9 protein-coding genes are annotated in these 11,673 nt (G+C 63.1%); 7 read left to right on the top strand and 2 right to left on the bottom strand.

Going from position 1 to position 11,673, the window contains the following annotated elements; translation table 11 throughout:
• Window positions 1–34: 34 nt before the first annotated feature.
• Window positions 35–1,315: an NAD(P)/FAD-dependent oxidoreductase gene (locus NKJ04_RS06965; RefSeq protein WP_352674076.1), complete on the bottom strand. Its 1,281-nt coding sequence runs from the start codon at window positions 1,313–1,315 to the stop codon at window positions 35–37.
• A 236-nt stretch (window positions 1,316–1,551) separates the two neighbouring features.
• On the opposite strand from NKJ04_RS06965, the gene NKJ04_RS06960 reads away from it, so the two are divergent.
• The 5 genes from NKJ04_RS06960 to NKJ04_RS06940 all read left to right on the top strand — a co-directional run bounded on the left by NKJ04_RS06960 (window position 1,552) and on the right by NKJ04_RS06940 (window position 7,082).
• On the top strand, window positions 1,552–2,709 hold the full coding sequence (locus NKJ04_RS06960) for a fumarylacetoacetate hydrolase family protein (RefSeq protein ID WP_023808702.1): 1,158 nt from the start codon (window positions 1,552–1,554) through the stop codon (window positions 2,707–2,709).
• Between the two features lie 328 nt (window positions 2,710–3,037).
• A complete protein-coding gene (locus tag NKJ04_RS06955; protein ID WP_023808703.1) occupies window positions 3,038–3,973 on the top strand; it encodes a substrate-binding domain-containing protein in 936 nt (311 codons plus the stop codon).
• A gap of 114 nt (window positions 3,974–4,087) precedes the next feature.
• On the top strand, window positions 4,088–5,074 hold the full coding sequence (locus NKJ04_RS06950; RefSeq protein ID WP_128302453.1) for an ABC transporter permease: 987 nt from the start codon (window positions 4,088–4,090) through the stop codon (window positions 5,072–5,074).
• Window positions 5,075–5,077: 3 nt separating this feature from the next.
• The gene (locus NKJ04_RS06945) at window positions 5,078–5,869 is read left to right on the top strand and encodes an ATP-binding cassette domain-containing protein (protein ID WP_023808705.1); all 792 of its coding nucleotides are present in this window, start codon (window positions 5,078–5,080) and stop codon (window positions 5,867–5,869) included.
• A gap of 190 nt (window positions 5,870–6,059) precedes the next feature.
• Window positions 6,060–7,082, top strand: a complete 1,023-nt coding sequence (locus NKJ04_RS06940; RefSeq protein WP_128302452.1) for a LacI family DNA-binding transcriptional regulator — start codon at window positions 6,060–6,062, stop codon at window positions 7,080–7,082.
• 329 nt (window positions 7,083–7,411) lie between these two features.
• Here the strand turns inward: NKJ04_RS06940 and NKJ04_RS06935 are convergent, their stop codons facing one another.
• A complete protein-coding gene (locus NKJ04_RS06935; protein ID WP_023808707.1) occupies window positions 7,412–8,002 on the bottom strand; it encodes a TetR/AcrR family transcriptional regulator in 591 nt (196 codons plus the stop codon).
• 243 nt (window positions 8,003–8,245) lie between these two features.
• Here NKJ04_RS06935 and NKJ04_RS06930 point away from each other — a divergent pair, with 243 nt between their 5' ends.
• Window positions 8,246–8,500 (top strand): hypothetical protein, encoded by a 255-nt coding sequence (locus tag NKJ04_RS06930; RefSeq protein WP_023808708.1) that lies wholly within the window; start codon window positions 8,246–8,248, stop codon window positions 8,498–8,500.
• Window positions 8,494–11,670, top strand: a complete 3,177-nt coding sequence (locus tag NKJ04_RS06925) for an efflux RND transporter permease subunit (protein WP_352440017.1) — start codon at window positions 8,494–8,496, stop codon at window positions 11,668–11,670. The genes NKJ04_RS06930 and NKJ04_RS06925 overlap by 7 nt, the downstream gene beginning before the upstream one ends.
• The last annotated feature ends 3 nt before the right edge of the window (window positions 11,671–11,673 follow it).

The raw sequence follows: 11,673 nt of genomic DNA, 5'->3' as shown, positions 1-11,673 counted from the left end.
CCAAACGGAAACCCATTGACAGGAATTGCTTTGGTCAGCGCTCCAACGCATCGAGCAGCCGGTACCAGGCGATGGTCGCGGCGACGCCGACTTGGCGGAAGGCGTGAAACGGGATCGGTCGGATCGGCGAGACCGGGAAGGGCAAATGCCTGGCGTCGCCACTTTGGAGATAGCCGGCGATGCGCTCGCCAAGAGCGGTCATCAGGCCGACACCACGACCCTGGCAGCCGACCACGGCGAGCAGGCCCTGCTCCGGCTCGTGGATGTGCGGCAGATGGTCCGGCGTCATCGCCACGCGGCCGAACCAGCGCTTCTCGATGGCGATGCCGGACAGCATGGGATAGAGCCGCCGCAGCGCCCGCTCGAGATGCGCCCAGTCGCTGGCGCTCGTCGGCAGCGCCATGCGACCCCGCCCGCCAAGCACCAGCCGGCCGTCGGCGCTCTTGCGGTAGTAGACGAGGATGCGCCTGGAGTCCGACACCGCCTGCCCTTCCGGCAGGATCGGGGCCGCCTGACCGGACGACAGCGGTGCTGTGGCGATCTGAAAAGAATGCAGCGGCACGATCGTCTGCGCAAGGCCGGGGATCAGACCGTCCGTATGGGCGTTGGTCGCCAGAACGACCGCCTTTGCCTGCAATTCCAGGCCATTTTCGGTCGAGATACGCCAAACACCGCCGGTCTTGGAGAGCCGCACGACCTTTTCGCGCTCGGCTATCCTCACGCCAGCCGCGGTCGCGACACGGGCGAGTTCAGATGTGTAAGCGAGCGGATCCATGACACCGGCGCGGCGATCGAGCCAGCCGCCGAGATAGCCCTGCGCACCGGTCTTGGCCGCGATCTCCGCTGCGTTCAGCAACTGGACATCCGCGCCCCGTGCCCGCCATTGCCGGTCACGGTTTCCCGCCGCCTTCAGCGCGGCCTCGGTGTGCGCCGCCTGGATCCAGCCATTGCGAACGAACGGCACCGCCAGCTTCTCGTCGCGGATCAGCTCGAACACCGCATCGGCGGTCGACGCCGCGAAATTGACAAGCGCCTCGCCGCGCTCAGGGCCAAAATGCTCCAGCAGCCATTCCGGATCGTATTTCAGGCCGGGAATGACCTGACCGCCATTCAAGCCTGATGCGCCCTGGCCGATCTCGCCGGCGTCCAGCACCTGCACCGACAGGCCAAGCCGGGCGGCATGCAAGGCGGTCGATAAGCCCATGATGCCACCGCCAACAATGGCGAGATCGACACGTTCGCCATTGGGAAGCGATTGAAACGTGGAAGCTGCCTGTGGCTTGCGCCAGATCGGATCGGAGAATGCTGTCGCCAAGGGTCACCTGAATGCGCTGCGATTGGTGAAAATCCTAGTCAGAATTTCACATTTTTGAAAGAGCACTCCGGCTTTCGTCTGTGGACTGCCGCCGAGGCGATCGGAGACCCAGAGTTCCGATCGCCTGCGACGGGATAGACCTTTGAGGGGAATCCGGTGAAAGTGCCGCGCCGATCCGGCCGCCCACATTGACGATCACTTCGCCACATTGTCGATCACTCAGAGGACAGAGCGCTATGACGAACCCGACCCACCTGCCCACCGAGGGCCTTTTTGTCGGACGCGCCAGAGGTAGCGATGCCGCATACCCGCTGGTCGTCACGGTGCGCGATGGCACAGTCTTCGACATCACCTCGCGTGCGGCACCAACCATGCGAGACCTTTGCGAGATGGCTGACCCCGCTGGGCATGTCCGCTCGGCCGAGGGCAGACCGATCGGATCGCTCGATGACATCGCCGCCAACAGTTTTGAGACCGGGCGCGATCCAGCAAAACCCTACCTGCTCTCCCCGGTCGACCTGCAGGCGGTCAAGGCATCGGGCGTCACCTTCGTCGTCAGCCTGCTGGAACGGGTGATCGAGGAACAGGCGCGCGGTTCGGCTGAAAAAGCCGACGCCATCCGCGCCGACATCGCAGGACTGATCGGCCACGATCTGTCGAAGCTGAAACCCGGTTCGCCCGAAGCGATGGAGATCAAGGCCAAGCTGATTTCGCGCGGCGCCTGGTCGCAATATCTGGAAGTGGGCATCGGCCCCGACGCCGAGATCTTCACCAAGTGCCAGCCGATGGCCTCGGTGGGCTTCGGCGCCGATGTCGGGCTGCACCCGGTGTCGACCTGGAACAATCCGGAACCCGAGATCGCCATGATCGCCGCCTCCAGCGGCAGGATCGTCGGCGCGACCATCGGCAACGACGTCAATCTGCGCGACGTCGAAGGGCGTTCGGCGCTGCTGCTCGGCAAGGCCAAGGACAACAATGCCTCGGCCTCGCTCGGTCCCTTCATCCGCCTGTTCGACGACAAATTCTCCATCGATGACGTCAAGCGCGCCGTCGTGCGCCTGAAAGTCGAGGGCGAGGACGGGTTCTCGTTGGAGGGCGCAAGCTCGATGGCCGAGATCAGCCGCTCGCCGGAGGAACTGGTCGCCGCGGCCATGGGGCCGCACCACCAGTATCCGGACGGGCTGGCGCTTTATCTCGGCACCATGTTCGTTCCGTCCAAGGATCGAGGCGAGAAGGGCAAGGGGTTTACTCACAAGGTCGGCGACATCGTCACCATCTCGTCGGAGAAATTCGGTGCGCTGGTCAACCGGGTGCGGCTCTCGCCCGACTGCCCGCACTGGACCTATGGCGCCAGCCATCTGATGCGGGAGCTAGCCAGAGCCGATCTGATCTAGCAACTGGTATCGTCGACGCCCTGCCAGGGCGCTACGGACCTGGTCCCGTGGGCGTAGGATGATCGCCGGCGTGACCCTTGTCGACGCAGGCCGCGTTCGCGCGACCCGAAACAATCACACCAATTATCCGACAGTCGGAAAATCACCTCAACTGATGCAATCTGATGGGACAGCTGATGACGACCCGTCAGGCGCCCACTACACCTGCAAATGGAGGCTTGCCATCCGTCGAAAAAGGGGATGCTCTGACGCATTCAACCGGCGCTGGCAAAAGATGCTGAACAAGGGACGGATTTTGAACTGACCATCTACAACGGGAGGAAATCAAATGCTGACACGGCTAAGACTTGTTCTATACGGCCTGTTGGTGGCGCTGATGGTGATACCAGCAGCGGCACAGGCCAAGACGTTCTACTGGATTTCGCATGGCGGCCCGGCCGATCCGGTCTGGACCTACTTCCTGGCCGGCGCCAAGCAATGGGCCAAGGATACCGGCAACACGGTCAACACCTCGTTCCACAATGGCGACGTCGCCTCACAGCAAGAAGCGGTTCGCGCCGCCCTCTCCGCCAAGGCCGATGGTATCGTCACCACGAGCCCTGATCCGGGCAGCCTGATCGAGATCGTCAAGGAAGCGCGGGCGGCGAAAGTGCCGATCATCAATTTCAACACGCCCGACCCGAAAGCCGACTTCAACGCCTATGTCGGCGGCGACAATGTCACCTTCGGCAAACACTGGGCGCAGTATCTGGTCGACAAAGGCCTGGTGAAGAAGGGCGACTTCGTCTGGATGCCGGTCGAGATCCCCGGCGCCACCTATGGCGTGCAGGAAGAGGAAGGCATCAAGAGTGTCTTCGAGCCGCTCGGCATCACCTATGAAATCACCGAAGCGACGCTCGACCAGGCTGAAGTGATCAACCGCATGGTCGACTACCTCACTGCCAACAAAGCCAAGGTCAAGGCGATCATCGGCCTGGGCGATCTCGTCACCGGCTCGATCAAGCGGGTGTTCGACCAGGTCGGCATCAAGCCGGGCGAAATCCCGGTTGTCGGCTGGGGCAACTCGCTCGACACCACCCAGGAAGTGCTGAACGGCTATGTCAATGCCGGCCAGTGGCAGGACCCGCAGGCGACCAGCTATGTCGCGCTTTCGCTGGCCAATATGGCCGCCGGCGGCATTCCTCCGGGCTTCAACGTCATCACCGGCGCGCTCTACGAAAAAGACACCGCGCAGATCTACGACGACATCCTGTCCGGCAAGTAACATCCAATCTCAACAGTCGCGGCCGCCCAACGGTCGCGACTGGCTCTCCATTTCGCCGAGCCCTTCGCACGCGATGTGCAACGCTCAGCCTTCCACTCATGTCGCGGATTGCCTGTGGAAAATCATTCGCTCGTCCAACGCCTGATCGCACGGCCGGAATTCGGCCCTTTCGTGCTGCTCGTCGTCGAGATCGCCGTTTTCTGGAGTTTCAACCACGACTTCCTGTCGCCGCAGAATATCTCCAATACGCTGGCCTTCACGGTCGAGCTCGGCCTGATCGCGCTGGCGATGACGCTGTTGATGACGTCGGGCGAGTTCGACCTCTCGGTCGGTTCCCTGTTCGGCTTCTCGCCGGTCTTGATGTGGACCCTGTTCAACAGCGGCCTGACCTCCCTTGAGGTCGGCTTTGTCGCCGCGCTGCTGGTCGCCGCCATCATCGGGCTGGTCAATGGCTGGTTCGTGACGCAACTCAAGATCCCATCCTTCCTGGTGACGCTCGGCATGCTGCTTGTGGTGCGCGGCACCGCCCTTTTCGTCACCGACGGTTTTCCGCAGCGCACCTGGAGTGCGGAGGGCAGCTGGCTGGCCGAAGCGCTGGTCGGCGATTTCTTCATCGGACCGTTCCGCATCTACATGTCGCTGTTCTGGTTCATCGCCGCGGCGATCGCGCTCGGCTATGTGCTGACGCAAAGCCGCACCGGCAACTGGATCCAGGCGGCCGGCGGCAACCCGAGTGCTGCAAGGGCGCGCGGCGTCAATGTCAGCGGCGTCAAGATCGGCCTGTTCGTGCTGTCGTCGGTCATGGCTTCGCTTGCCGGCGTCATCTCGTCGCTGCGCACCTCGGCGGCCAACCCCAACAGCGGCACCGGCTATGAACTGGAAGTCATCGCCATGGTGGTGATCGGCGGTACCGCGCTGACCGGCGGGCGCGGCACGATCATCGGCACCGTGCTCGGCATCCTGATCCTGCGCGTGATGCGCAACGGCATCGTGCTGATCGGCGTGCCCGGTCTTGCCTACAACATCTTCATCGGCGCCATCATCCTTGGCATGATGGCGCTGCATTCATGGCTGGAACGCCGGCATCAGGCAGGGACTTGAACCATGGCCGAGCCACTGATCCGCATGACGAACATCCGCAAGTCCTACGGCCGCGTGCAGGCGCTGGAGGATGCCAATTTCCACGTCAATGAACGGGAGATCGTCGGCTTGCTCGGCGACAATGGCGCCGGCAAGTCGACGCTGATCAAGGTGCTCTCGGGTGCCGTTCCGCTGACCAGCGGCGACATCTTCATCCGCGGCAACAAGGTGAGCCTGCGCAGCACCAGCGACGCCATCGCCCACGGCATCGAGACCATCTACCAGGACTCGGCGCTGGTCACGCAACTGTCGATCGCCCGCAATCTGTTCCTCGGACGCGAGCCGATCAAGTCGCCGCGCTTTCTCAACCGGATGGACCAGGACGCGATGAACACGGTTGCCCGCGACTTGCTCAAGCAGGTCGGCATCTCGAAGAACATCCCGCCGACGACGCCGATCGGCTCGCTCTCCGGCGGCGAGCGCCAGGCGGTGGCGATCGCGCGCGCCATGCATTTCGACAGCGACCTGATCATTCTCGACGAGCCGACCAACAATCTCGGCGTCGCCGAAACACAGGGTGTGCTGAGCTTCGTGCGCAGCGCCCGCGATTCCGGCCATTCCTGCATTTTCATCGCCCACAACATCCACCATGTCTTCCAGGTGGTCGACCGCATCGTCGTCATGCGCCGGGGCAAGGTGGTTGCTGACGACATAGACCCCAAGAAGACCAGCGTGGCGGAGGTCGAACGGATCATTACCGGCATGTCGGACAAGGAGATCCGCGATGCCATCGCCGATGGCAAGCCATCGCACTGAGAATGGTGATGGGCGGCAATCACCCGTCACCTCAGATCGCATCGCTTGTCTGACGCGCCATCGCATGGCGAACAGGATTGCAGCATGAAAGCCACAGTCTCGGATACCGCACGCAACTGCGGGCTGTGGGTTACGGCATGAAAGCCACTGTCTCCGATATCGCTCGTAGCTGCGGGCTGTGGGTTACGGCATGAAAGCCACTGTCTCCGATATCGCTCGTAGCTGCGGGCTATCGACCGCAACGGTCGACCGGGTGCTCAACAACCGGCCGGGTGCGAGTGCGGCCAACCGCCAGCGCGTCATGGAGGCGGCCAAGCAAGTCGGCTATCTGCCGGTCGCCGATCAGGTGACGCTACCCTCGCGGCCCGCCCACCTTGAATTCCTGCTGCCGATCGGCAGCAATGCCTTCATGCGCGATCTCGCCGGGCACATCGAGGACTACGCCGCGCGCCTGCCGCTTGTTGCCTCGTGCCGGATCCATAACCTCGCCGGTATCTCGCCGAACGCGCTGCAGAGCGCTGTCGAAAACCTTTCGCTCAGGGCCAATGGCGTCGGTGTCATCGCCGTCGATCATCCGCGTACGCGCAACATCCTGCACGACATCGTCGATGCCGGCATGCGCCTGGTGACGCTGGTGTCCGATGTTCCGGCGGCACCGCGCGCGGCCTATGTCGGCATCGACAACCGGGTGGCGGGACGAACGGCGGCGCTGCTGATGGGACGCTTCCTTGGCGGCCGAATCGGTCATCTGGCGATGGTCGTCGGCTCACGTTCCTATCGCGGCCACGAGGAACGCGAAATGGGTTTCCGCTCGGTGCTCAGTGAGGAGTTTCCCAATCTGACCGTCAGCAGCGCCGTCGAGGTCAACGACGAGCCCGATGCCAGCTACACCGAGACCATGAAGGCGCTGCACGACGAGCCGGAGCTGCTCGGCATCTATTGCGTCGGAGCTGGGCATTCGGGCGTTGCAAAGGCGATCCGCGAGGCCAGGCCGAACCGCAAGCCGGTGTTCATCTGCCACGACTTGACCAAGGACACGCGTGGTCATCTCGTCGACGACCTGCTCGATGTCGTCATCGACCAGAATGCCAGGCTGATCGCGGAACAGTCGGTCATTCGCCTGCTCGGCTCGATTGCCTCCTCGGCACCCTATCTGACGCGCAAGTTCATCGAACCGCGCTTGATCTTCAGGGAAAACGTCCCCGTGCAGTAATGCGAAATGGCTTGGCTAAACCGGGTTTCCGGATTTGTACGATAATTGGCACGGCAAATCTGCACAGCAGCTATGCAAGTTTCTTTGTTGCCGAATCGTTGGGCAACTCGTAGGTTCTGGTTGTCGGCCATTTACTCCTCCCAGATGCGATGCCGACGCTGAATGGGGTGCACCTCCTCCCGCGCCACATTCGAAAATCGAGCCCGCTGCCACCTCCTCCCGGCAGCGGGCTTTTTTCGTTTGGCCGGCAGGAATGGCGGTACAGCGACACCAAAGCACGCCCAGTCATCGCAGATGGAATGACGCACGTTGACAGGCCACGGGTCCCGTCAACCGGCGGCGGCGCCCCGGAAAGAAGCGATCAATCCTTCAGCCATGCGCACGAACTGCGTGCTCGGACCTTCCGAACCCACGGTCTGTACACTAACCCGCGCACCCTCGAGCAGAAGCGACAGCGTATCGGCGAGCAGTTCAGCCTGGCCGATGCCCGCGTCCCGACATAGCGTCACAAGGCGCTCGCGCTGGGCTTCTTTGAGTTCCTTGATCACCAGCCTGGCCGGATGGTCCGGCTCGGTCAGTTCAGCGGCGGCGTTGGCCATGTCGCAGCCGCGCCCGTCCGCATTGAGCATGGCAGCCGCCTTGCGAACCCAGGCATGCAGCTGGGCAAGCTTGTCACCAGGAAATTCGGCATCGAACGCATCCCACATAGCGCCGGCCTTGGCCGCATTGGCGCGCAGGCATTCGACGATCAGTTCGTCCTTGGATTCGAAGTGACGATAGAGCGTCATCTTGTTCGTGCCGGCAGCTTCGGTGATGGCGTCGACGCCGACGCCCTTGATGCCATGCTTGTGGAACATGTCGCGTGCCGTCTCCAGGATCCGATCCCGGGGACGAGAGCGCTCCACGATGCCGTCTGTCATCATGATCTCCTTTCGTTTCCAAAAAACCCTCGGCCACCTCTTGACTAGGGTGTTACCGGTCTGTAACTTCCAGAATGTTACTTACTGGTAACACCTATATCGTCCACCGTCAATAACAAGGCCGTGAACGGCCCTGCCAGACGAGAGGGGCGAGAAACTGCCAATCATGCGGCCTCGGCCGGTGAAGAGATTAAAAACGGTTCGCGAGCATGGGCTGCGAATCGACAGACAAGGAGCCGGCCAATGCCACAGCGCCGCGATCTTACCATAGATGAGGCCGTCCGGGATCCGATGATCCGGCTGGTCATGAAAGCCGATGGCGTCGACCCGCGCGCCTTCGAGACGATGCTGCGCTCGCTTGCCGATGCGCAGCGCAACGAGGTGCCGTTGCTGCATTCGCGGGACGACCTCGGTGACAAGCGCGGTCAAAGACTGTCCAGCGTCGCCAGCGCCTTCGGGCGGGCAAGAGCAGCCGGGGAGGCTTGCGTCTCGTGGTAAACTTTTTCATCCACCGTCCGATCTTCGCCTCGGCGATCGCCATCATCATGGTGCTCGCCGGGTCGATTTGTTATTTCCTGCTGCCCGTCTCGCAGTTTCCCGACATCACGCCACCGCAGGTCGTGGTCAGCGCCCACTATCCAGGCGCCAGCGCACAAGTGGTGGCCGATACGGTGACGACGCCGCTGGAGCAGCAGATCAACGGCGTGCAGGGCATGACCTACATGTCGTCGACGAGCTCCAATGACGGCTCCTCGACCATCACCATCACCTTCGATGTCGGCTATTCGCTGAGCACCGCCGCCGTCGACGTGCAGAACCGCGTCTCGCAGGCGGCTTCGTCGCTGCCGGCGATCGTCAACCAGGGCGGCGTGACGATCAAGAAGCAGAATCCGAACTTCGTCCTCATCGTCAACCTGACCTCGCCCGACAGTTCGGTCGATCCGGTGGCACTGAGCAACCTTGCCTATCTGCAGGTGGTCGATCCGCTGAAGCGGCTGCCCGGCGTCGGCGATGTGCAGATCTTCGGCGAGCGGCGCTATTCGATGCGCGTCTGGCTCGATCCCGACAAGCTCGCCAATCTCGGCATCACCGCCGTCGATGTGCAGAACGCCATCGCCGAGCAGAATGTCCAGGTGGCGGCCGGCAAGATTGGCCAATCGCCGGCCCCGGCCGGCACCGCCTTCGAGATGCAGGTCAACGCCGTCGGCCGGTTGAGCGATCCAAAGGAATTCGGCGACATCGTCGTGCGCGCCAATACCGACACCGGCTCGCTGGTCAGGCTGCGCGACGTCGCCCGCATCGAGCTCGGCGCGCTGCAATATTCGTCGTCGGCCTTCTTCGGCAAGGACCCGACCGTGGTGCTTGCCGTCTACCAGATGCCCGGCTCCAACGCGCTCGATCTGCAGCAGCGCGTCAAGGACAAGATGCAGGAGCTGTCGGGCCGCTTCCCGAAGGGCGTGTCCTATGCGATGCACTACGACACGACGCGCTTCGTCTCGGCATCGATGCATGACGTGCTGATCACGCTCGGCGAAGCGCTGGTGCTGGTCGTCGCCGTGGTGTTCCTCTTCCTGCAAAGCTGGCGCACGACGATCATCCCGACCATCGCCATTCCGGTGTCGCTGGTGGCGACGCTGGTCGTCATGGAGATGCTCGGCTTCTCGCTCAACATGCTCTCCCTGCTCGGCATGGTGCTGGCGATCGGCCTCGTCGTCGACGACGCCATCGTCGTGGTTGAGAATGTCGAACGACAGCTGGAGGCCGGGCTCAAGCCGCTTGCGGCGACCAAGGCCGCAATGCGCGAGGTCACCGGACCGATCATCGCCACCACCGCGGTGCTGATGGCGGTGTTCGTGCCGGTCGCCTTCATTCCCGGCGTCTCCGGCAAGCTCTACAACCAGTTCGCGCTGACCGTGGCGATCTCCGTCGGCATCTCCGCCTTCAACTCATTGACGCTCAGTCCCGCGCTCAGTGCGGCCTTCCTGCGCCATCGCGGCGAGACGCAGTTCGCCCCGTTCCGCTGGTTCAACGCCGGCTTCGACAGGCTATCGCACGCCTACGCCAATGGCGTACGCATTCTCATCCGCTTGCGCTGGATCATGCTCGGCCTGTTCGCGGCCGGCCTGGTCGCCACCTACTTCGTCTGGCAGCGGCTGCCCTCGACCTTCCTTCCGGTCGAGGACCAGGGCTATTTCTTCGTCGTCATCCAGTTGCCCGACGGCGCGTCGCTGGAACGCACCGACGCGGTGGCGCAGAAGGCGCGCGACATCCTGCAGGCGACGCCCGGCGTCGAGATTGTCGGCTCGATCAGCGGCCTGAATTTCCTGACCAGTGCGGCGCAGTCGAATTCGGCGGTCGAATTCGCCATCCTGAAGCCCTGGGAGGAGCGCGGCCCCGACCAGAGCGCGTCGAAGCTCGTCGCCGATGTGCGCGGCAAGCTGATGCAGATCCCGGAAGCTTTCGCGCTGAGCTTCGATCCGCCGTCTATCCCGGGTATCGGCACCACAGGCGGCTTCGAATTCGTCGTCGAGGATCTGACCGGCCGCGGCAGTTCAGCCCTCAACGATGCGACGCAAGCCGTGATTGCCGAGGCGCGCAAGCAGCCGGAAATCAACCCGCAGCAGCTGTTCTCGCCGTTCTCGACCTCGACGCCGCAGTTCAACTACGACCTCGACCGCAGCAAGGCCAAACTGCTCGGCCTCAACCTGCCCGATGTCTTCAACACGCTGCAGATCTATCTCGGCTCGCTCTACGTCAACGACTTCAACCTGTTCGGCCGCACCTTCCGGGTGACCATCCAGGCCGACAAGGATGCACGTGCGGGTGCCGCCGACATTTCGCGGCTCTATGTGCGCAATGCCTCCGGCGGCATGGTGCCGCTCTCGACGCTGGGCAAACTCGTGCCCTTCGTCGGCCCGGAGACCGTCCCGCATTACAACAACAATGCCTCGGCCTCGATCAATGGCGGTGCCGCACCCGGCTTTTCCTCAGGCCAGGCGGTTGCCGCGATGGAACGGGCCGCTGCCATTGCGCTGCCAAGGGATTTCGGTTTCGAATGGACCGGCATCACCTTCCAGGAGCTCAAGGCAGGATCGATCGCGTCCGTCGTCTTCGGCCTCGCCATCGTCTTCGTCTTCCTGATCCTGGCGATGCAATATGAGAGCTGGGCGATGCCGTTCATGGTGCTGTTGGCGGTGCCACTGGCCCTGTTCGGCGCCTTCGTAGCCTTGTTGCTGCGCGGCATGCAGATCGACGTCTACTCGCAGATCGGCTTCGTCATGCTGATCGGCCTGGCGGCCAAGAACGCGATCCTGATCGTCGAGTTCGCAAGGCGACGGCGCGAGGAAGGCCTCAGCATCGTCGACGCGGCGATGGAGGCGGCACGGCTCAGGCTGCGGCCGATCCTGATGACGGCCTTCGCCTTCATCCTCGGCGTGCTGCCGCTGATGTTTGCGACCGGCGCCGGTGCGGCAAGCCGGCAGTCGATCGGCACCACCGTGTTCGGCGGCATGGTCGCGGCGACCATCCTGTCGCTGGTGTTCGTGCCGGTGTTCTACGCGGTCATCGAACAGCTGCGCGAACGCCGCGGCAGTGACGAGCCCGCCTCTCAAGATAATGAACCAACGACTGAGCACGCTATCCCGCCCCTGGCGGAAGCGGCCGAATAAGAT

Origin of the sequence: Mesorhizobium sp. M0618, assembly GCF_040320765.1 — a bacterium.
In the GTDB taxonomy this organism is placed as follows: domain Bacteria; phylum Pseudomonadota; class Alphaproteobacteria; order Rhizobiales; family Rhizobiaceae; genus Mesorhizobium.
The sequence above is the reverse complement of the archived record's forward strand: the minus strand, read 5'-3'. Positions and strand labels throughout refer to the sequence as shown.